This is a genomic window from Burkholderia sp. SRS-25 (assembly GCF_004343765.1).
Classification (GTDB): Bacteria; Pseudomonadota; Gammaproteobacteria; order Burkholderiales; family Burkholderiaceae; genus Burkholderia; species Burkholderia contaminans.
Genome location: NZ_PTXM01000014.1, coordinates 70,797 through 90,586 on the forward strand (window position 1 = coordinate 70,797; position 19,790 = coordinate 90,586).

Annotated in this window: 18 protein-coding genes and 1 pseudogene; 7 read left to right on the forward strand and 12 right to left on the reverse strand. The window is 66.7% G+C overall.

Translation table 11 applies throughout. The annotated features are described in order from the left end of the window. Window positions 1–32: 32 nt before the first annotated feature. Window positions 33–1,103, reverse strand: a complete 1,071-nt coding sequence (locus C5O79_RS19750; protein ID WP_122476451.1) for a nitronate monooxygenase — start codon at window positions 1,101–1,103, stop codon at window positions 33–35. 431 nt (window positions 1,104–1,534) lie between these two features. Between C5O79_RS19750 and adiC the strand changes: the two genes are divergently transcribed. Both adiC and C5O79_RS19760 read left to right on the forward strand, forming a co-directional pair. Then, window positions 1,535–3,067 carry an arginine/agmatine antiporter gene (gene adiC, locus C5O79_RS19755; RefSeq protein WP_122476453.1) on the forward strand — a complete coding sequence of 511 codons (1,533 nt, stop codon included), beginning with the start codon at window positions 1,535–1,537 and terminating at the stop codon, window positions 3,065–3,067. Between the two features lie 3 nt (window positions 3,068–3,070). Next, window positions 3,071–5,410, forward strand: a complete 2,340-nt coding sequence (locus C5O79_RS19760; RefSeq protein ID WP_047849613.1) for an Orn/Lys/Arg decarboxylase N-terminal domain-containing protein — start codon at window positions 3,071–3,073, stop codon at window positions 5,408–5,410. 140 nt (window positions 5,411–5,550) lie between these two features. On the opposite strand, the gene ftrA is transcribed toward C5O79_RS19760, so the two are convergent. Further along, window positions 5,551–6,525, reverse strand: coding sequence for a transcriptional regulator FtrA (ftrA, locus tag C5O79_RS19765; RefSeq protein WP_122476456.1), 975 nt, complete (start codon window positions 6,523–6,525; stop codon window positions 5,551–5,553). 110 nt (window positions 6,526–6,635) lie between these two features. On the opposite strand from ftrA, the gene C5O79_RS19770 reads away from it, so the two are divergent. Both C5O79_RS19770 and C5O79_RS19775 read left to right on the forward strand, forming a co-directional pair. Continuing rightward, the gene (locus C5O79_RS19770) at window positions 6,636–7,055 is read left to right on the forward strand and encodes a rhodanese-like domain-containing protein (protein ID WP_046548383.1); all 420 of its coding nucleotides are present in this window, start codon (window positions 6,636–6,638) and stop codon (window positions 7,053–7,055) included. Window positions 7,056–7,156: 101 nt separating this feature from the next. Then, on the forward strand, window positions 7,157–7,483 hold the full coding sequence (locus C5O79_RS19775; RefSeq protein ID WP_011354384.1) for a superinfection immunity protein: 327 nt from the start codon (window positions 7,157–7,159) through the stop codon (window positions 7,481–7,483). A 15-nt stretch (window positions 7,484–7,498) separates the two neighbouring features. Here the strand turns inward: C5O79_RS19775 and C5O79_RS19780 are convergent, their stop codons facing one another. From C5O79_RS19780 to C5O79_RS19810, 7 genes are all read right to left on the reverse strand, one after another. Next, window positions 7,499–8,674, reverse strand: a complete 1,176-nt coding sequence (locus C5O79_RS19780) for a cytochrome P450 (protein WP_122477497.1) — start codon at window positions 8,672–8,674, stop codon at window positions 7,499–7,501. 101 nt (window positions 8,675–8,775) lie between these two features. After that, window positions 8,776–9,042, reverse strand: a complete 267-nt coding sequence (locus C5O79_RS19785) for a YodC family protein (protein ID WP_011354382.1) — start codon at window positions 9,040–9,042, stop codon at window positions 8,776–8,778. A 337-nt stretch (window positions 9,043–9,379) separates the two neighbouring features. After that, on the reverse strand, window positions 9,380–10,240 hold the full coding sequence (locus C5O79_RS19790) for an isocitrate lyase/phosphoenolpyruvate mutase family protein (protein WP_039366556.1): 861 nt from the start codon (window positions 10,238–10,240) through the stop codon (window positions 9,380–9,382). A 186-nt stretch (window positions 10,241–10,426) separates the two neighbouring features. After that, the gene (locus tag C5O79_RS19795) at window positions 10,427–12,094 is read right to left on the reverse strand and encodes an ankyrin repeat domain-containing protein (RefSeq protein ID WP_122476459.1); all 1,668 of its coding nucleotides are present in this window, start codon (window positions 12,092–12,094) and stop codon (window positions 10,427–10,429) included. 196 nt (window positions 12,095–12,290) lie between these two features. Then, window positions 12,291–12,719 (reverse strand): GNAT family N-acetyltransferase, encoded by a 429-nt coding sequence (locus tag C5O79_RS19800; RefSeq protein WP_122476461.1) that lies wholly within the window; start codon window positions 12,717–12,719, stop codon window positions 12,291–12,293. 55 nt (window positions 12,720–12,774) lie between these two features. Next, complete coding sequence (locus tag C5O79_RS19805) at window positions 12,775–13,635, reverse strand: MurR/RpiR family transcriptional regulator (protein WP_039366551.1); 861 nt, start codon at window positions 13,633–13,635, stop codon at window positions 12,775–12,777. A 55-nt stretch (window positions 13,636–13,690) separates the two neighbouring features. Next, window positions 13,691–14,044 carry a NirD/YgiW/YdeI family stress tolerance protein gene (locus C5O79_RS19810; protein ID WP_089475311.1) on the reverse strand — a complete coding sequence of 118 codons (354 nt, stop codon included), beginning with the start codon at window positions 14,042–14,044 and terminating at the stop codon, window positions 13,691–13,693. A 232-nt stretch (window positions 14,045–14,276) separates the two neighbouring features. Here C5O79_RS19810 and C5O79_RS19815 point away from each other — a divergent pair, with 232 nt between their 5' ends. From C5O79_RS19815 to C5O79_RS38950, 3 genes and pseudogenes are all read left to right on the forward strand, one after another. Further along, on the forward strand, window positions 14,277–14,939 hold the full coding sequence (locus tag C5O79_RS19815; RefSeq protein WP_039366547.1) for a response regulator: 663 nt from the start codon (window positions 14,277–14,279) through the stop codon (window positions 14,937–14,939). After that, complete coding sequence (locus tag C5O79_RS19820; RefSeq protein ID WP_047849606.1) at window positions 14,936–16,312, forward strand: ATP-binding protein; 1,377 nt, start codon at window positions 14,936–14,938, stop codon at window positions 16,310–16,312. The genes C5O79_RS19815 and C5O79_RS19820 overlap by 4 nt, the downstream gene beginning before the upstream one ends. Before the next feature lie 137 nt (window positions 16,313–16,449). After that, window positions 16,450–16,536 (forward strand): annotated as a pseudogene (locus C5O79_RS38950) (antibiotic biosynthesis monooxygenase); the annotation flags it as partial. An 83-nt stretch (window positions 16,537–16,619) separates the two neighbouring features. Here the strand turns inward: C5O79_RS38950 and C5O79_RS19830 are convergent. From C5O79_RS19830 to C5O79_RS19840, 3 genes are read right to left on the reverse strand one after another with little or no spacing between them, the layout of a single operon-like run. Next, complete coding sequence (locus C5O79_RS19830; protein WP_122476463.1) at window positions 16,620–18,065, reverse strand: hypothetical protein; 1,446 nt, start codon at window positions 18,063–18,065, stop codon at window positions 16,620–16,622. 11 nt (window positions 18,066–18,076) lie between these two features. Then, on the reverse strand, window positions 18,077–18,355 hold the full coding sequence (locus C5O79_RS19835) for a PAAR domain-containing protein (protein WP_122477499.1): 279 nt from the start codon (window positions 18,353–18,355) through the stop codon (window positions 18,077–18,079). Between the two features lies 1 nt (window position 18,356). Continuing rightward, window positions 18,357–19,697 carry a hypothetical protein gene (locus tag C5O79_RS19840; RefSeq protein WP_236862340.1) on the reverse strand — a complete coding sequence of 447 codons (1,341 nt, stop codon included), beginning with the start codon at window positions 19,695–19,697 and terminating at the stop codon, window positions 18,357–18,359. Between the last annotated feature and the right edge of the window lie 93 nt (window positions 19,698–19,790).

The window sequence follows — 19,790 nt, forward strand, 5'->3', positions numbered from 1 at the left end:
TGCTCCCGCGCCGGCGCCCCCTTCCCGGTCGCTCAGACCGCCTGCGGGAACGCGTCGCGCAGCCCCGCCGCGCACGCCAGCGCGTCGCGCCACAGGCGTTGCGTCAGTTCGCCCGCATCCGCTTCGCACGCGAGCGCCGCGGCCTCGCCCGACCACAGCAGCGAGAAGTCGTCGCGGCCCTGCCGCTCGAACGCGCTACGCAGCGGATCGACCGCGGCCGTCGCCAACGGGAACGCCGGCGCGAGCGCGCTCATCGGCCCCTGCTCGCGCATGAAGCGCGTCAGCAGCCCGCGCGCGGGTCGGCCCGTGTACAGGTTGGTCGTGCGCGTGCCGTCGTCGCGCGCGGCGCGCACCGCCGCGCGATGCTGCGCCGAGCGGCCGGCTTGCGGCGTCAGCAAGTAGCCCGTGCCGATCTGCACCGCGCGCGCGCCGAGCGCGAACGCCGCCGCGATGCCGCGCCCGTCGGCGATCGCGCCGGCTGCGATCACCGGCACGCGCACCGCGTCGACGATCTGCGGCAGCAGCGCGAACAGCCCCGGCTGCGCATGGATGTCGTCAGTCAGGAACATCCCGCGATGGCCACCGGCCTCCGCGCCTTGCGCGACGATCGCGTCGACGCCGCGCGCATCGAGCCAGCGCGCTTCCTCGACGGTCGTCGCGGACGACACCAACCACGCCCCCGTACGCCGCACGCGCTCGAGCAGCGCATCGTCCGGCAACCCGAAATGAAAGCTCACGACGGCCGGACGCAACGCTTCGACGACCGCGCACATCGCATCGTCGAACGGCGCGCGGCCGGGGCCGCCCTTCACGTCGGCCGGATCGAGCCCGGCTTCCGCGTAATAACCGGCGAGCGCCGCGCGCCAGCGTGCATCGACCTCCGCGTCGGGTGCAGGCGGCGTGTGGCAGAAAAAGTTCACGTTGAACGGTGCGGGCGTGCGCGCGCGAATCGCGGCGATCTCGTCGCGCAGTTGCTGCGGGCCGAGCGCCGCGCATGCGAGCGAGCCGAGCCCGCCGGCTTCGCACACCGCGATCGCGAGCGGGCTCGACGAACCCACCATCGGGGCCTGGATCAGCGGCAAACGGGAGGGCAGCGTCGTCATCGGAATCGTCCTCGGGGAAGAAGCGGTGGTCGCGCGCGCCGGCGGCACGCATTAAATGCGTTCGATATTAACCGACGAACCTGAACCCCGATTGCGGCGCAATTTACGTCACGAATTGATTTAACCGATTCGGGAAAAACGATTATTCGCCGAAGTTTCGACTGCGTGACTTCGCCCCCCAGGATCGGAATCAAAAGGCGCCCCTCGGCCTTGCCGTACGGCCCATCCACACCCGCACTCAAACACCGATTCACCCGTTTCAATGACATCCGTCAATATTCAAGTTATTAAATACCGGCGTTTACCCTTATTAAAATCCACCGAGGCGATACCATGAAAAAGTTAAATAAAGCGACGATTCATGCCGGAATCGTCGACCGGCGCCATACCGCGCCACCTCAATCGCAACACGTCTCGTCAAGGAGCGTCGCATGTCCGATGCCAGCTCGTCCTCCTCCCGCGCCGCCGCCCCATCGGCCGCGGCTTCCGCGCCGAAAATCGGCGTCATTCCCGCCACGCTGATGGTCGCGGGCAACATGATGGGCTCCGGTGTCTTCATGCTGCCCGCGAACCTCGCCGCCACCGGCGGCATCGCGATCTTCGGCTGGCTGATCACCGTCGTCGGCGCCGTGTCGCTCGCGCTCGTGTTCGCGAAGCTCGCGGCGATCGACCCGGCCGCCGGCGGCCCGTATGCGTATGCGCGCAAGTCGTTCGGCCCGTACATGGGCTACCAGACCAACCTGATCTACTGGCTCGCGAACGTGCTCGGCAACGTCGGCCTCGCGGTCGCCGGCCTCGGCTACCTCACGCATTTCTTCCCGGTCCTGAAGGACCCGCTCGTGTTCGCGCTCGCGCAGATCTTCGTGATCTGGCTGTTCACGTACGCGAACATCCTCGGGCCGAACGTCGTCGGCCGCGTGCAGTCGGTCACGACGATCTTCGCGCTCGTGCCGATCCTCGGGATGGCCGTGTTCGGCTGGTTCTGGTTCAGCAAGGACGTGTACTTCGCCGGCTGGAACGTGTCGGGCACCAACAGCTTCAGCGCGATCGGCGCGACGCTGAACTTCACGCTGTGGGCGTTCATCGGCGTCGAGAGCGCGTCGGTATCGGCCGGTGTCGTCGAGAACCCGTCGCGCAACGTGCCGATCGCGACCGTCGGCGGCGTCGTGCTCGCGGCCGTCTGCTACGTGCTCAGCTCGACCGTGATCATGGGGATGATCCCGAACAAGGCGCTGCTCGCATCGAGCGCGCCGTTCGCGGATGCCGCGCGCCTCGCGCTCGGCAATACGGCCGCGAACGCGGTCGCACTGTGCGCGGCGCTCGGCTGCCTCGGCTCGCTCGCGGGCTGGACGCTGCTGGTCGGCCAGACCGCGAAGGCCGCCGCCGACGACGGCCTGTTCGCCGGCGTGTTCGCCCGCGTGAACTCGAAGAACGTGCCGTCGGCCGGCCTCGCGATCGTCGCGCTGATCATGACCGTGCAGGTGCTCGCGACGATGTCGCCGAGCGCCAGCGAACAGTTCGGCAAGATCGCGTCGATCGCCGTGATCATGACGCTGCTGCCGTACATCTACTCGTGCATCGCGATCAAGGTGCTCGGCTACGGCAAGATGCCGTTGCACCAGTTCACGTTCTACACGATCGTCGGCCTGATCGGCGCCGTCTACGCGCTGTGGGCGATGGTCGGCTCCGATGGCCAGCAAACGCGCTGGTCGCTGATCTTCGTCGTCGCGACGATCGTCTTCTACGAGCTGTCGATCAACCGCCAGCGCGAGATCGAGGAAACCCACATCCATCCGGGTGGCCGCTCGCCGCGCTGGGTGCGCTATCTCGCGCTCGGCGTGACCATCGCCGCGCTCGCCGCCACGTTCTGGATTTCCGTGGGCCGTCACCAGGCCGACACCCTTCACGCGCGCTCGCCGGCCGTTGCCGCGAGCGTCCAGGCAACCCAGCAAACGGGGGATTGATACATGACCGCTTCCTTGACCCAACCGGCCTTCCGCCGCCTCGGCATGAAGGCGCTGCTCGTGCAGCACGACATCGATGAACGCACGGCCACCGGGCGCGCCGCGACGGCACTTGCCGAGGAGCTGCGCACGCGGCTCGTCGACGTCGTGATCGCGACGTCCGCCGACGATGCCTGCGCGGTGGTCGCCGCCGATCCGGCGATCCAGTGCCTGCTGCTCAACTGGGAACTCGGCAACGACGCCGGCCATGCGCCCGCGCAAGCCGTGCTCGACGCAATGCGCGCACGCAACGCGACCGTGCCCGTGTTCCTGCTCGCGAGCCGCGCGAGCGCGTCCGCGATTCCGGTCGACGCGATGCGCAAGGCCGACGACTTCATCTGGCTGCTGGAGGACACCACCGCGTTCATCGGCGGGCGCATCGTCGCCGCGATCGAACGCTACCGCGAGACCGTGCTGCCGCCGATGTTCCGCGCACTCGCGAAATTCTCGCGCGTGTACGAATACTCGTGGCATACGCCCGGCCACACGGGCGGCACCGCGTTCCTGAAATCGCCGGTCGGCCGCGCGTATTTCGAATTCTTCGGCGAATCGCTGTTCCGCTCCGACCTGTCGATCTCGGTCGGCGAACTCGGCTCGCTGCTCGATCACTCGGGCCCGATCGGCGAAAGCGAACGCTATGCGGCGCGCGTGTTCGGCGCACATCGCACGTACCACGTGACGAACGGCTCGTCGATGTCGAACCGCGTGATCCTGATGGCGAGCGTCACGCGCAACCAGGTCGCGCTGTGCGACCGCAACTGCCACAAGTCGGCCGAGCACGCGATGACGATGTCCGGCGCGATTCCGACCTATCTGATTCCGTCGCGCAACCACTACGGGATCATCGGGCCGATCATGCCCGAGCGGCTGACGGCCGCCGCCGTGCGGCTCGCAATCGACGCGAACCCGCTCGTGCGCGGCCGCGACGGCATTGACCCAACGCCCGTGCATGCGCTGATCACGAACTCGACGTACGACGGCCTCTGCTACAACGTCGCGCGCGTCGAGGCACTGCTCGGCCAGAGCGTCGACCGATTGCACTTCGACGAGGCATGGTACGGCTATGCGCGCTTCAACCCGATCTACCGCGACCGTTACGCGATGCACGGCGATCCGTCGCAGCACGACGCCAGCAAGCCGACCGTGTTCGCGACGCAATCGACGCACAAGCTGCTCGCCGCGCTGTCGCAGGCATCGTTCATTCATGTTCGCGACGGCCGCAACCCGATCGAGCACGCACGCTTCAACGAGGCGTACATGATGCACGCGTCGACGTCGCCGAACTACGCGATCATCGCGTCGAACGACGTGAGCGCCGCGATGATGGACGGCCCCGGCGGCGAGGCGCTGACGACCGACGCGATCCGCGAGGCCGTCGCATTCCGCCAGATGCTGGCGCGCCTGCATACGGAATGCGCGGAGAACAACGACTGGTTCTTCAACGGCTGGCAGCCCGACAGCGTCGTCGATCGCAAGACGGGCCGGCGCGTGCGCTTCCACGAAGCGGACGAAACGCTGCTCGCCACCGACCCGTCGTGCTGGGTGCTGCATCCGGGCGACACGTGGCACGGTTTCGGCGATATCGAGGACGATTACTGCATGCTCGACCCGATCAAGGTGTCGATCGTCACGCCGGGCGTCGCGTCGCACGGCGGGCTGATGCCGGTCGGCATTCCGGCGTCGGTCGTCACCGCGTATCTCGACCGGCACGGAATCGTCGTCGAGAAGACGACCGACTTCACGATCCTGTTCCTGTTCTCGCTCGGCGTGACGAAGGGCAAGTGGGGCACGCTCGTCAACACGCTGCTCGACTTCAAGCGCGACTACGATGCGAACGCGCCGCTCGAACAGGCGCTGCCCGAACTCGTCGCGCGCTATCCGGAACGCTACGGCAAGCTCGGCCTGCGCGACCTGTGCGACCTGATGTTCAGCGCGATGAGCGACCTGAAGACGACCGAGATGATGTCGCGCGGCTTCTCGACGCTGCCGAAGCCCGATTACAGCCCGGCCGAGGCGTTCGAGCACCTGGTGCACAACGACATCGAAATGCTGGAGCTCGCGGAGATGGCAGGCCGCACCGTCGCGACGGGCGTCGTGCCCTATCCGCCCGGCATTCCGCTGCTGATGCCCGGCGAAAACGCGGGGCCCGCGGACGGCCCGCTGCTCGGCTACCTGAAGGCGCTCGAGCAGTACGACCTGCGCTTTCCGGGCTTCACGCACGACACGCACGGCGTCGAAGTCGAGGATGGCGTGTATCGCATCGCGTGCATCAGGCAGAAGGCGCGCGATACCGACACGCGCTGAGTGCGCAGCGCATCGCGATGCCTGCCGCCGCCTGGCGGCGGGCGTCGGCCGCTCACGCGGCCGGGCTCTCTCGGGGATGCGCGGTCCTGGGCCGCCGCTGTGCCATCAGAGGAAGACGTCGACAGGAATCGACGCCGTGCTCAGGCGTCCCGTGCGCTTTCGCCGCGACTCATCCCGCGCCGGTACGCGGCCGGGCTCGTCGCCGCGACGCGCCGGAAATGCCGGCGCAGCGATTCCTCGGAACCGAACCCCGCACGCGCCGCGACCTGCGCGAGCGAGAGTGCGGGATGCGCTTCGAGCATGTCCTTCGCGACGTTCACGCGCTCGCGGATCAGCCACGCGAGCGGCGACATCCCCGTTGCATCCGCGAACTGACGCTGCAGCGTGCGCGTGCTCATCGCAGCCTGTGCGGCGAGCGACGCGAGCGTATGCGGCTCGGCCGCGTGCGCGCGCATCCAGTCGATCAGCTTCGCGAGCCGGTCGGTGCCGCCCGGCGCGACCGGACGCGGCACGAACTGCGCCTGCCCGCCGTCACGATGCGGCGGCAGCACGAGGCGCTGCGCGACCCGGTTCGCGATCGCGCCGCCGTGATCGCGGCGCACGAGATGCAGCAGCATGTCGAGCCCCGCCGCCGATCCGGCCGATGTGATCACCTGCCCTTCATCGACGTACAGCGCGTCGGGATTCACGCGCAGCGCCGGATAGCGCGCCTGCAGCTTCTCCGCATAGCGCCAGTGGGTCGTCACCGTGAGGCCGTCGAGCACGCCGGCTGCGGCCAGCACGAACACGCCCGAACAGATCGAGCAGAGCCGCGCGCCGCGGCGATGCGCGGCGCGCAGCTTCTTCAGCAACGGCTCCGGCGGCGGTTCGTCCGGATCGCGCCAGCCGGGAATCACGATGGTGTCGGCGCGATCGAGCGTCGCGAGCCGATAGGGCGCGGCGACCGTGATGCCGCCTGCAGCGCGCACGGGCCCCGGCTCGCTCGCGCAGACCGCGAAGCGATACCAGTCGACTCCGAGCTCGGGGCGTTCGAGGGCGAACAGTTCGACCACGCAGCCGAATTCGAACGTGCAGAGGCGATCGTAGGCGAGCGCGACGACGAGATGATTGTGCATGGCGCGATGTTACCGGAACTTGTCGATCGCGCCACTGCCGCGAAACGCGCCGAACCGCGATACTGCCCTTCATTCCACCGCGTTCCGCGCAATCTTCAGGAGAACCTGCCATGTCCTACGTCACCGACGTGCCCGCCGCCGACAGCCCCGCCGCCCTCGCGCATTTCGAGGCCTCGCTGCGCTTCGAGACCGATTGCTGGGACGTGCACGACGCGCTCGCGTCGGGCACGCCCGATTTCGTGCTGCTCGACGTGCGCGGCCCCGATCAGTTCGCCGCCGGCCACGTACCCGGCGCGCGCAACCTGCCGCGCCGCAAGATCATCGAGAGCAAGCTCGCCGGCTATCCGGCCGGCACGCTGTTCGTCGTCTACTGCGCGGGCCCGCACTGCAACGGCGCCGCGCGCGCGGCGATCCAGCTCGCGCGCCTCGGCCGGCCGGTCAAGCTGATGATCGGCGGCGTGACGGGCTGGCTCGACGAAGGTTTCGCTTTGAGCAACGAAGTGCAGCCGGCAGGCGCCGAAGCCGGCTGATCGTCATTAAAAACGCAACAATCAATTGCTTGGCCACGGCCTGCACGCAAACGGAAAAAGCGCGATACTCGGTTCCATTGCAGTTCGGATGGAGCAGCAACATGCAGAACGCAGTCCTGATTCAAGTGGCCGGTTCGGTAGCCGCGATCGCGATCTATTTTCTGCCGGCGGTCATTGCCGACCGGCGCGGCCGGCACGACAAGCTGACGGTCGCGATGTTCAACGCGCTGTTCGGGTGGACCGGCATCGGCTGGCTGATGACGCTGTACTGGGCCTGCCAGCCGAACCCGCGCACCGATGTCGCGCAGACGATCCTCGCGAAGCGCCGCGGCATCAGCATGCGGACCTTCTCGACCGGTCTCGTCGAACGCGTGCAGCGCCGCGTGGCCGCCCAGGAGCAATGGGCGGAGAAACAAGGCTGCCGTTAAGTCCCTCTTTCCCCTTCACCGTGCCGCGTCGAACTTCGGCATCCTGACGTTGGTCGACGCGCGGTAGTCCCACGCCAGCCCGTCGTGCGGCGGTACGCCGCCCGCACGCAGCCACGCCCCGAACGCCCCCGCCGTCACCGCCCGCGCGATCCGCTCGCCCGGGCAACCATGCGGCCCCGTGCCGAAGCCGAAATTCGGCCCGGCCGCGCGGCCAGGCATGAACCTCTGCGGATCGCGATGCACGGCCGGGTCGCGGTTCGCGGCGGCGAGCACGACGAGAATCGCATCGCCGGCTTCAACGGTCACGCCTTCGATCGTCGTGCGCGATGCGACGAAGCGGCGCGTGTTCTGCACCGGTGAATCGAAGCGCCCGACTTCGCCGACGAATGCGTCGAGCGCGGCATCGTCCGGCGTGACGCGCGCAGCGTTCGCCCCCGCTTCCCCGTGCCACGCCACCAGCGTATTGCCGAGCCATGCGGCGGTCGCCTCGCAGGTCTGCGACAGCAGCCCGACGAGATTCGCGACCAGCGCGCCGCTCGCCTGCCAGCCCGACGCGCGGGCCGCCTGCTGGACGGCGGCAACGAGCGTGCCGTCGTGCGCACGGGTCCGTGCGACGCGCTCCGTCATCCGGTCGAGCAGCGCTCGCGCCGCGTCGCTCGCGCGGGCCAGTGCCGCGGCATCCGACAACGGCGACAGCGCGGCGACGAAATCGACGACCTGCGCCGCGATACCGTCGAGCTGCGTCTCGTCGAAGCCGAGCAGATCGGCAACCGCGCAAACAGGCACCGTCATGCACCACGCGTTCAGCGCGCCGGCATCGCCCGGCGCCGGCAAGCGCCGCGCGGCAACCTGCGCGGCACGGTCGCGCAGCGCCGCCGTGTCGATCGGCGCGAACGCCGTGCGCAGCGCCTGCTTCGGCACGTCGTGCCGCAACACACCATCGTTCATGCGCACCAGCTCGCCGAACAGCGCGCCGGCCGTCGTACCGCGCAATGCGGGCGGCACGGGGGCGTCCAGCGGGCGAACCCGGCAGGCCGGATGACCGAGCACGGCCGTCACGGCGGCCGCGCGGCTCGCGACCCACAGGCCGAGGGTGGTGTCGAACGCGAGCGGCGGCCCGTCGACGAGCGCCGCATAGTAGGGATAGGGATCGCGGTGCGTGACCGCTGCGATGGGATCGGTCGGGTTCATGCAGACAGTATCGGGGTAGCGCACTGCCGCATGTTTCGGGCTGACGTGAAATGTCGCGGCGCGGGTACCGGACGTGGCGGCATCGCGAAGACAGCTGATCGTCAGGCAGCCGACCGGTAGCGATGCGACTGCATCCGCATGCGGACGCGCCCGGCCGAAATCGCGCGCGGCTCGGGCACCACCGTGTCGTGGGGGAACATTTCCTGCCGGAATTCGCCGTTTTCGTCGAACCACTGGCAGATCAGCCAGTCGCCGTCGTCGAATACGACCGGCCCGGCATAGGTGACGGTCATGCGCGGGCCGCCCGTCTTCAGCGTCACGACATCGCCGACGCGAAACCTGACGCGTTGATTTTCTCGGTTCGTCATCGCTCTCTCAGCATTTTTATATATCGATATTCCCGGGGGCTTGCCAACCGTTCATTCGAACGTGCCGCAGATTATCAATCAAAAAATCAGCCGGCAACTCCCGCGTTCAAAAACATACTGAACGGGGAAATGCAACAATGCGCGGCATCGACGCGCACGGCGCTCACCCGATCGCCCGACCCGGCGCGGCTTGTGCGCCGGCGCCGGTCGAACGGGCGGGAATGCGGAGAATAGACGATGTATTTTGCGTCGTCACCGACGTTTAATTCGAACGCGAAATCGGTTGATTATTGTCAATCAACATTTGATTGGAAACGATCCCACGCTTTATCGACGCTCATTCACCGAACAAAACCGGCGAATTATCGGGTGAGGCAAACCAGCGGTTGATATCGCGCCCGGGCACGGCAGCTTGCGTAAATGTAAACGTGCCGTCCTGAGCCATCTCCTTCGCCGCGCGCAGAAAGGCGCCGAGCGCGGCCCGCGCCAGCGCGCCGCCGACGCTCACGCGCTTCACGCCGAGCGCCGCCAGCGCATCGAGGCTCAGCAATCCGCCCTGCAGCCCCATCACGACGTTCACGGGCGCGCCGACGGCCTGCGTCACCGCCGCGATGTCGTCCGCATCGGTGATGCCCGGCGCGTACAGCACGTCGGCGCCCGCGTCGCGATAGGCGACGAGCCGGGCGATCGTGTCGGCGAGGTCGTGGCGGCCATGCAGGTAGTTTTCGCAGCGCGCGGTCAGCGTGAACGGAAACGGCAGCGCGCGTGCCGCGTCGACGGCCGCCGCGATGCGCTCGATCGCCGCTTCGCGCGCGTAGATCGGCGCGTCGGCGCGGCCCGTCGCGTCCTCGATCGAACCGCCCACCGCGCCGGCCTCGGCCGCGAGCCGGATCGTTTCGGCCACCGTGGCGGGCGCGTCGCCGAAGCCGTTCTCCAGATCGGCGCTGACGGGCAAACCGCCCGCGGAGACGATCTCGGCGATGTGATCGAGCATCGCGTCGCGGTCGATCGCGTTGTCGGGCTGCCCTTTCGAGAACGCATAGCCGGCACTCGTGGTCGCGAGCGCCTCGAAGCCGGCCATCGCGAGCAGGCGCGCGGTGCCGGCGTCCCACGGGTTCGGGATGATGAACGCGCCGGGGCGCGCATGCAGGGCGCGGAAGGCTTCGGCTTGACGGGCTTGCAGGTCGGAACGGGTCATCGCGGACTCCGGAAGGAAGTTGACGACCGAGCTTACGCCGGTCGTGCACGCGACGTTTCAGCGTTCGTCGAAATGTCGTCGCGCGACTGGGAAAACCTGGCGCGCCGACTGCACGCCGGCAGCCGGCAACGAGCGGGCCGGCGCCCCCACCGGCGCGTTAGCGGTCCATTAGCGGCCTACGATCGTTCAGATCGATGCGGTCGGCCCGCCGTCGATGCCGAGCAACACGTCGGCGACGGCTTCGGAGAATCGCATCGCGCGGCCGTCGATCAGCACGTCGTCCGGATTCGACGGGTCCCGCGTGGCGTGCGCCACGCCGTGCGCGAGCAGCACCCGCGCGCAAGCCTCCCAGTCGGCGGCGCCGACATGCTCCGGTTCGTTGACGGATGCCCAGGACAACGTGCCGAGCGCGTCGCTCCCGAACCCGTGCATGTCGCGCCAATTCGCGCCGTGCGCGAGCAGGAACGCCAGCAAGCCCGCGTCGCCTCGGAACACCGCGTGATTCAGCGCGCTCGCGTCCCAGTCGCCGCCCCGCGCGGCGATCGGCCAGCCCAGTTCGACCATGACCTTCACCGCGTCGCCCGAGCCCCATGCGGCGGCGTCCGGCAACAACCGCAGCTGTTCATCCGGCAGCGCGCCGGGCAGTTCGGGATGGCGCGCCTGGATACGCCGCGCATCGTCGGCGTCGGCGCGCGCGCAGGCCGCCACGAACGCGTCCGCCGCGTCGAGCGCCTCCTCCGCGCCGGCCGCACGCAACAACGCCGCGACGTCGGACAGTCCGGCCTGCATCGCCAGCCGGTACGCACTGACGCCGGTCGGGGTTCGCGCGCCGGGATCGGCGCCGGCCGCCAGCAGCGCGGCGACATGGCGCGCGGAGCAGCGAACGCCGATCGCCCGCAACAACGGCGCGCCCCAGGTCTGCGCCAGCCCCGGTCCGGGCGGCTCGTTCGGGTCGCCGCCATGCGCGAGCAGCAGTTCGAGCGCATCCGCGTCGTGCATGTCGAGCGCGCGCCGCAACGCATTCGTCCCGCCCACTCGCGCGCCGTGTTCGAGCAGCACGCGCGTGCAGGCCGGATTCTCCACCGAGTGATACAGCGATTCGCCGTCGTTCGGATCGGCGCCGGCTTCCAGCAGCATCGCGGTGAGCACCGGATCGCGATTGACGCCCGCTGCGCCGTACAGCGCCGACAGCGGCCCCGCTTCGTCCGGTTCGGCGAGCGAAGCCGGTGGAAAGCGGTTGCCGATTCGCTGGTTCGGATCGGCACCGGCATCGAGCAGAAGACGCGCGCAGGCGCGCAGCCTGGCGGCAAATTCGGGAAGCTGCCCGAGCCGCGAATGCGTGACGGCGACCAACGGCGGCAGCTTCAGCGCGCCGCCTGCACGCGCGACCCAGCCCGGATCGACGGCCAGCGCCGCCTTCACGGCGTCGAGATCGCCGGCCGCGCAAGCAACGGTTGGATCGCCGGCAACGAGATCCGGATGGTCGAGCAGCAATTGCGCGGCGACGCGCGGCCGGGCCGCGTCGAAGCCGCCGGTCACGTCGCCGCCGTACGCCAGGTCAAGCCAGCGCCGGATCAGCTGCGCGCGCTGTTGCCCCGCCAACGCATGCGTTTCGACGAACGCGCCGAGATCGGCCCATGACGCGAAACCGTACTCGCGCGCAATGCAGGACTGCGCGTCATGCAGTCGAAGCCCGAGCGCGAGCGCTTCGTCGTGCGTGCGGTTCGCGGCGGCAGGGAGAAACCGGACAAAGCGCGCGACGGCATCGGCGTCACCTTGCCGGTACAGGCGCAACAATGCCTTGGCCTGCTTTTTCAGATGATCGGGATGGGCCCCGGGAGGCAGCTTTTTCATGCGAATCCTCGTGCAGTGAATGGCCGAAGGTCCGCAATACCGCCAGCACAAAGGACAGGGGGAAAGCTGAATTTGCTGCGACAGGTGGGTTCAACCCTTTCCGCGGACCCGGAAGCGACCTGCATCGCTGACCGGTATCCTAGGCGACGGCCAACGACGGCGTCAACCGGGCCGCGCCTTGCAGCGGCGATGGCACTCAGCCTGCAGCGAGCTTCTTCGTCAGGAAAATGCGCGAGTGTCCGACCGGATAATCCGGCAGCTCACCGAAGCGGACATAGCCGCGTTTCTCGTAGAACGGCCGCGCCTGGAAGTCGAACGTATCGAGCCACGCGCTGTGGCAGCCGCGCGCGACGGCTTCCGCCTCGGCCAGATCCATGATGCGCGTGCCCGCGCCCTGGCCGCGCGCGGCCTCGGGCACCACGAGCAGGTCGACATGCAGCCAGCCGTACGCCGTGCTGCCCCACAAGCCCCCCACCACCGCGCCCTCGCCGTCGGTCACGACCACGGCCAGCGCACGGGCGTCGTTCGGACCGGCCTGGCTTGCATTGAACCGGACGAGCGGCGCGACGATCTGCTTGCGAACGTTCGCATCGCCCGCGTCCGTCACCTCGTATGTGAACGTCATCGGTTGAATCCGCTTGAATCGAAAAGAAGGCAGGGTTGAAGCCGCACGAACCGCGTCAAACGACGTAAGCGCCCTTCGCGTGCAGTTCCGCTTCCGTGCGCTCGAGCGCGGCGATCGCGTCGCTGCCTTCGAGCGCCAGCAACTGCGCGACCAGCGCTTCGGCCATCGCATGCGCGGCCACCAGCGACGGGAAGAACGACGGGCTGTCGTGCGTGAAGATCAGTTGCGCATCCGCGTGCAGTGCGATCGGCGACACCGCGCTGTCGGTGATCGCGACGATCCGGCTGCCTTGCGCCTTCGCGGCCTGCGCGACGCGGGTCGCTTCCTGCGAATACGGCGCGAAGCTGACGACGACGGTCACGCTCTGCTTCGCGATCGTGCGCAGCTCCATTTCGAGCGAACCGGCGACGCCATTGAGCAGCGACACGCTCGGACGGAACAGCCGGTAGCCGTACACGAAGCCGAACGCGACCGGATAACACGACCGAAACCCCGCGACGTGCACGTGCGACGCCTTGCGGATCAGTTTCGCGGCATCCACGAGCGTGTGCTCGTTCTGCGCGGCGGTGGCCGACAGGTTGTGTTGTTGCGCGGCGAGCAGGTCGTGCGCGAGCGACGCCTTCGCGTCGGGCCGCACGAGCGAACGCGCCCGTTGCGTGAGCGGCTCGGGGCGCGTGCGCACGCGCGCGACGCACAGGTCGCGCAGCTCGTTCCAGCCGGGGAAGCCGAATTGCTGCGCGAGCCGCACGAGCGACGCAGGCTGCACCTGCGCGCGCTGGGCGACCTTGCGCATCGACGAGGTGGCGACTTCGTCGGGATGATCGAGCAGGAAAGCGGCGCCCGCCTGGAATTGCGGGCTCAGCTCGGAAAATTGCGCCCGGATCCGGGACGCGAGTTCGTCGAAATTGGCGGCCATCTTAGTGGGTACGGGAACCGGTCGTCCATGGTATCACCGGCCCCGCGCGCACCGGTCAGCGCAGCACTTCGACGTGATCGGCGTCGACCTTCACGCTGCCCGACCATTTGCGCTCGAATTCGCCGGTCACCTTCACTTCGTTCTTGTCGCTGACGGGCTGGCCGGCCGCCCACAGCTTGCGGTCGATCTCGACGCGGATCGTGCCGGTCGCATCGGCGAATTCGTAATCCTCGCCGCCGACATGCTTGACGATGCGGCCCTGCAACTGCACGTGCTGGTCGTCCTTGCCGTTTGCGAGCAGCTCCTTCACGGTGGTCGTGGTCAGTGCGGACGGCCCCGTGTATTGCGCGTAGACGGCGGCAGGCAGCGTGGCGAGCGCAACCGTCAGGATTCTGGCCAGGTGTTTCATGATCGTGGTCCTCTTCTTCGATGTGACGCCGCGCCCCGTTGAGCACGACGGCGCCAGATTACGGACCGTAAGATTAAGCAAACCTGAAGGGTGTGCCGAAGCGACACGGTGCCGCATTGGACGAGTACGAAGGCGCGCCGCGTGCCGCCCGCATTTAAGGTCCGCCTAAGTCACGGGCGCTTATCATGGGAACCCCGGGCGCCACGACGCCCCGTTGAAGAGACACCCATTCATGCGCGTATTGCTCGTCGAGGATGATCCGCTGATCGGCAGCGGGCTCGAACAAGGCCTCAAGCAGGAAGGCTTCGCGGTCGACTGGGTCAAGGACGGCGACGCCGCGTCGCTCGCGCTGCGCGCGACCGGCTACGGCCTGCTGCTGCTCGATCTCGGGCTGCCGAACCGCGACGGCCTGTCGGTGCTCGCCGCGCTGCGCCGCCGCGACGAAACCCTCCCCGCGATCATCATCACCGCGCGCGACGGCGTGCCCGACCGCATCGCGGGCCTCGACAGCGGCGCGGACGACTATCTCGTCAAGCCGTTCGAGCTCGATGAATTGCTCGCCCGTATCCGCGCGGTGACCCGCCGCCATGCGGGCCGCGCGCAGACGACGCTCGTGATCGGCCCGCTGCGGCTCGACCCCGTCAAGCACCTCGTCTGGCTCAACGACGACGAAGTGCCGCTGTCGCCGAAGGAGTTCGTGTTGCTGCACGAGCTGATGCGCGACCCGGGCGCGGTGATTTCGCGCGAGCAGTTCGAGGAACGGCTGTACAGCTGGGGCGAGGAAATCGAGAGCAACGCCGTGCAGGTGCATATCCACAACCTGCGCAAGAAGCTCGGCCACGACACGATCCGCACGGTGCGCGGCGTCGGCTACCGGATCGGTGACGGCGCATGACGCGCATCCAACGCGCGATCGCGCGCTGGCGCAACGCGTCGCTGCGGCGGCGCCTGCTGACGTGGCTGATGCCGGCCGCCTGTGTGATCGGCCTCGTCGCGAGCGCGGGCACCTACTGGGGCGCGCTGCGCGAACTCGACGACCTGCTCGATGACCAGATGCGCAGCATGTCGAAGCAGATCGTCGTCGGCCCGAACGGCGAGCTGTCGTTCAGCAACCACGCCAACGGCAAGCACGGCTTCGAAGCGAGCGACCCCGACGCGGTGCTGCTGCAGGTCTGGCGCAACGGCACGCTCGTGTACTCGACCGACCGCGATTCGAAACTGCCGCCGCCCGAGCAGAAAGGCATCGCGAGCGTCGATGTCGACGGCCAGCCGTGGCGCACCTATGTGACCGAGCGCGGCGGCACGACGATCCGGCTCGCGCAGGCACGGCACGCCCGATGGGAAGCGATCGCCGGCATCGCCGTGCACCTGCTGTGGCCCGTGTTCTCGATGCTGCCGCTGCTCGCGATCGGCCTGTGGTTCGGCATCGGCGCGGGGTTGCGGCCGCTGCGCACGATTGCATCCGGCCTGAAACGCAGGAATGCGAACAATCTCGAGCCGGTCGACGTCGGCTCGATGCCGAACGAAGTCCGGCCGCTCGCCGAAGCGATCAACGACCTGCTCGCGCGCCTCGACCGCTCGTTCACGCTGCAGCGCCACTTCATCGCCGATGCTGCGCACGAACTGCGCACGCCGATCATGGGGCTGTCGATCCAGTCGCAATTGCTGCGGCGCGCGGCGACCGCCGAAGAACGCGAGCACATCCTCGCGCAGATCCATGCAGGCACCACGCGCCTCGGCCACCTCGCCGAGCAGTTGCTGACGCTCGCGCGTCTCGAGCCCGACGCGCAGGCGGCCGCCTCCGCGTCGGCCCCGGTCGATCTCGCCGCGCTGTGCCGATCGGTGGTATCGGATCGCACGCGCGTCGCCGACGCGCACCGGATCGATCTCGGCGCGATCGTGTCGACGCCAGTGATGACGTCGGGCAACGCGGACACGTTGCGCGTGCTGCTGAACAACCTCGTCGACAACGCGATCCGCTATGCGGGCGACGGTGCGCGCGTCGATGTGTCCGCGCGGATCGACGGCACGACGCCCGTGCTCGAAGTCGCCGACGACGGCCCCGGGATCCCGGAAGCCGAACGCACCGACGTATGGGAGCGCTTCTATCGCGGCGAAGGCGCGCAGGCCGTCACGTCGTCGGGCAGCGGGCTCGGGCTGTCGATCGTCAAGCGGATCGCCGAACAGCACCGCGCGACGGTCGCGCTCAGCACGACGCACGGCGGACGCGGGCTGACCGTCACGGTGCGCTTTCCGCTGCCGGCCTGACGCCGCGCGACGCACGGCTTTTCCACAGATTATGTTGGCAAGCTTGTGGACAACCGTCCATTAACGACACCAAGCCATTGATCGGAAAGGGTTTGCCGGGCGTGCGCGGCAAATGCGCCTGGCCGGATGCGGCGATCCGTGTGCTGTCGGCCTATCAGTCGTCCGCCGTCGCGAGCCCGCACCTGTTCCAGAAAGTCGGCGTGGCCGGTATCTGCATGGCGTAAGGGCACGCGGGAATCGGGGCTGCACACATTATTCGATCTGCGCGGAATACCCTGCATATTTCCGCATATAGTTCTCTCCACCGTCACCCAATAATGCTCGCCACCAAGTCCACTGTCGATTCCACCAACCGTGAGAAAAGTCCAGGATGACGGATGAAGAAAAACACCACCATCAAAACGATGGTGACGCACGTAACAAGCGTGTCTGTCGAACTCCAGCCCGTGTCCGCTGACAGCAGTATGCTGACCATCCACAACGACGTGAGCGCGCCGAATTCAGGCCCCAAGATCGGCCTGTAGCCGTATTCATCCTTCCACGGCACATCCACCGGATCCGGTTCCCTTGCCACGAGATTCAGCACGACACCCTGTTCGTGGGGCAGCGCAATGAGCTGTGGCCCCTGGCCGAAATGAGCCATCTTCGCGGCCAACGCTTGAATCACCCAGCGCGCCACGGGGGCCTGCGGGCCGATAGCCAGATCGAGCGCGTGCGTGTCCACCTTCAGGTCGGACTCCCTGACGGCGCCAAGGGTCGCATGCTGTGCCAGCCCCTTGAGCCGGCTGTGCCAGAAGTGGCGGATACGTTCGACGGGCACCTGTCCTGCCTTAAGCAGTAGCGCCAGCGATCCTTCCACACGGTCGGCATCGCCGGTAATCTGGCGCAGCAGCCACGCCTGGTGCTTCAGGTCAGGCTTCTCGCACATGAGTGCAGGCGACCCCAGCAGCAGCGCCACCGCCGCTTCCGAGTCCTTAAGCTCAGTATCCGGCCCGCTTGTGTTCAACCGCCATGCCAGAACCAGACGATACTTTGGCGTCGTGTCCTGCGAATGGTAGGGCAAGTAACTGGCGTTGCTCTCGAACCACGTGTCCGCAAAACCAACCTCGCGGCTGTTATCGAGCCACCGCACGACAGGCTTGCCCGGTAGCTCTAGCCTGCCCCAAGCAGTCAGAACCTCACGGGACAGCGCCGCATAGTCGCACTGCATCACGATCTCGAACGATCCGCCTTTCGCCGCCTGCGCGAGCCGTGCGGCCATTGGCGTTAGCAGCGCATCCAGCACACTGTTCAGACGCGAGCCGTCATCTGCAGCATCGATCTCTCCCAGCGCCATGACCCTGCCGGGATTTTCGGGCGGCTCACCTTCGAGTGCCAGCATGCGCTCAGCCAGGTCAGGCTCGGGCGTGAGGATCGTGCTGTCGAGCACCGCCATGCCGGAGCGGCTCTTCCGTTGCCAGCCGGTCATCTGGTGCCAGCGTGCCGAGTTATGTTCTGCGGCCTGCGTCGCGGGGATGTCATACGCAAACCAATACACGATACAGCTCAGTGCCAGCCAGCCGAAAAACGGCACCGCGACCGCGTAATGCAGGACCCTGTCCCAGGGGATGGAGCCGTACTTTGGCAGGCCAGGCACCACCAGGGCGAGGGCGGAACCCTCGACAATCAGGTACAGCAAGAGATAGAACCAAAGGGGTAGCGGCTCATAGGTCGCCCGTTCGGACGGGAACTGCGGGTTCCAGCGAAAACTCATCCAGCCTCCTGTCAGTCAACCGTCCATTCGTGCTGCGAGGCAAGCAACCGGGGTTTCGGATTGCAGGCGCACAGGCAGAAGTCATCCTCCAGCGCGGGCACCTTGCCGTACCAGTCCTGTTCGAAGCGCTCGCCGTTGCAGCCAATCCTGCCGGTGGTGCCGCAGGCGGGACAGGATACGGGTGCGCCGACATAGCCCATCCTGCGTCCGTTGTAGCCGGTGCCGTCGATGCCATCGGCCACGATCCCTTGCGCGGTGGTGCGGTCGCCTTCATAGACATGGGCGCGCATCTCAGGCGCCCACCCATTCCCAGTCGGCCCGGTTGCCTGCATCCTTGATCAACGGCATCGGCTGGCCGCGCCGCAGCGAAACGACGCTTGCCAGGTCGTGGCGGTATTCCGGGCGCAGAAAATCCGAGCCCGCAATGATGCGGGCCACCCAGCGCCCGCTGCGCGGACAGATCGAACCCGCCGCGCAGAACTGCTGGGTGTCCTCGATCATGTCGAACGACCATTGCTTGACCGGTGTCGGTGCGGTGGCTTCCCACATCCACTGCACCGGCCCATTGATGTGGACGCCGTTCCCATTCTCCATCGGCATCTTCACGTCTTCGGTGGTGGCAACGTCCCCAGCCTTGAACGGCCGGACCTGAAGGCTGCGCTGGCGGCTACTGAAACCCAGCCCCGCTGCACGGTACAAGCCATCCTTTGCGAACGTCTCGCCAGGCTTTACCGGCTGGAACGACATTTCGGCGCGTTGCGTCGCCTCCCACTGCTCGCGCTCCTCGGGGGTCGAAGGATAGTCGCGGTCGAACGTGATGCGGGTGGGGTTCTTGTAGTCCGAGTGGAAATCGACGCGCAACAAGCTGGACTGAATTCCGACAACCTCTATATTCATGAATACGCCAATATTCAAGTCGTATGCACCAGCAAGAAATTTACCAATAGAATTAGTTTTCATCTTCAGCAATACAAAACTATGCGGCGCGAGATTGATTTCCCCATCTGAAAATTGTTTCGAATCGGAAAGCAATTGCCCAGCCAATGCAAGCCCAAGCTGATCATCAACATTTCCAGGACTGCCGACGCGATAGCCGTTTACACCCAGAATATCCATATCTCGCCCCATTCTGGTATTCCATCTATCGGGCGTCTTGAACCTGATCGGGTGGTCTCCGCTATTGATAAACCTGAACGAGACCATAAATCCATCCTTTTCACGATCGATCGAATCCAGCGAAATATCGAGCTTCACAAGCCTCTTCCCGTTCTGAACCCCTGCATTGGTAAGCTTGTCTACCAGATCACCAATCTTGATCGCAACAGGGTGGCTGAAATCTGTCATATAACTACTCCGCATCACTCCGCCACACTTCGCAATGTAAAGATCAGGCAGCGTAACAGCGCTTTTTTCGTCCTTCTCAGAACAAAGCAATCCCAAAAGACTCCTAGCATCATCCAGATTCTGGTTTAACAGTTTCATCTCATATATTCCAACACCGCTGATATTTCTGTTTCCATCAGAATCCCCAATCTGCACCCGGAGCACATCTCCGGAAACAGATATTTCATTGTTTCCATATTTGTTGATGCTGCCATCCCTAGCACCATTTGTCGTGTAGCTAAATTGCATCACTCTATTTCCTATATTTATATTTTCCGCATGCGCGCAACTTCCAACCAAAGACAAGCAGACGACTACATTCCACAACCCTTTAATCGGTGA

What these genes read in the sequence shown, in the direction of transcription:
- C5O79_RS19785 (WP_011354382.1), bottom strand. Translation starts at nt 9,042, where the DNA reads ATGACGAACCGAGAAAATCAACGCGTCAGGTTTCGCGTCGGCGATGTC.
- C5O79_RS19750 (WP_122476451.1), bottom strand. Translation starts at nt 1,103, where the DNA reads ATGACGACGCTGCCCTCCCGTTTGCCGCTGATCCAGGCCCCGATGGTG.
- C5O79_RS19840 (WP_236862340.1), bottom strand. Translation starts at nt 19,697, where the DNA reads ATGCAATTTAGCTACACGACAAATGGTGCTAGGGATGGCAGCATCAAC.
- C5O79_RS19780 (WP_122477497.1), bottom strand. Translation starts at nt 8,674, where the DNA reads ATGAACCCGACCGATCCCATCGCAGCGGTCACGCACCGCGATCCCTAT.
- C5O79_RS19770 (WP_046548383.1), top strand. Translation starts at nt 6,636, where the DNA reads ATGTCCTACGTCACCGACGTGCCCGCCGCCGACAGCCCCGCCGCCCTC.
- C5O79_RS19760 (WP_047849613.1), top strand. Translation starts at nt 3,071, where the DNA reads ATGACCGCTTCCTTGACCCAACCGGCCTTCCGCCGCCTCGGCATGAAG.
- C5O79_RS19820 (WP_047849606.1), top strand. Translation starts at nt 14,936, where the DNA reads ATGACGCGCATCCAACGCGCGATCGCGCGCTGGCGCAACGCGTCGCTG.
- adiC (WP_122476453.1), top strand. Translation starts at nt 1,535, where the DNA reads ATGTCCGATGCCAGCTCGTCCTCCTCCCGCGCCGCCGCCCCATCGGCC.
- C5O79_RS19810 (WP_089475311.1), bottom strand. Translation starts at nt 14,044, where the DNA reads ATGAAACACCTGGCCAGAATCCTGACGGTTGCGCTCGCCACGCTGCCT.
- C5O79_RS19815 (WP_039366547.1), top strand. Translation starts at nt 14,277, where the DNA reads ATGCGCGTATTGCTCGTCGAGGATGATCCGCTGATCGGCAGCGGGCTC.
- C5O79_RS19805 (WP_039366551.1), bottom strand. Translation starts at nt 13,635, where the DNA reads ATGGCCGCCAATTTCGACGAACTCGCGTCCCGGATCCGGGCGCAATTT.
- C5O79_RS19775 (WP_011354384.1), top strand. Translation starts at nt 7,157, where the DNA reads ATGCAGAACGCAGTCCTGATTCAAGTGGCCGGTTCGGTAGCCGCGATC.
- C5O79_RS19800 (WP_122476461.1), bottom strand. Translation starts at nt 12,719, where the DNA reads ATGACGTTCACATACGAGGTGACGGACGCGGGCGATGCGAACGTTCGC.
- C5O79_RS19795 (WP_122476459.1), bottom strand. Translation starts at nt 12,094, where the DNA reads ATGAAAAAGCTGCCTCCCGGGGCCCATCCCGATCATCTGAAAAAGCAG.
- C5O79_RS19835 (WP_122477499.1), bottom strand. Translation starts at nt 18,355, where the DNA reads ATGCGCGCCCATGTCTATGAAGGCGACCGCACCACCGCGCAAGGGATC.
- C5O79_RS19830 (WP_122476463.1), bottom strand. Translation starts at nt 18,065, where the DNA reads ATGAGTTTTCGCTGGAACCCGCAGTTCCCGTCCGAACGGGCGACCTAT.
- C5O79_RS19790 (WP_039366556.1), bottom strand. Translation starts at nt 10,240, where the DNA reads ATGACCCGTTCCGACCTGCAAGCCCGTCAAGCCGAAGCCTTCCGCGCC.
- ftrA (WP_122476456.1), bottom strand. Translation starts at nt 6,525, where the DNA reads ATGCACAATCATCTCGTCGTCGCGCTCGCCTACGATCGCCTCTGCACG.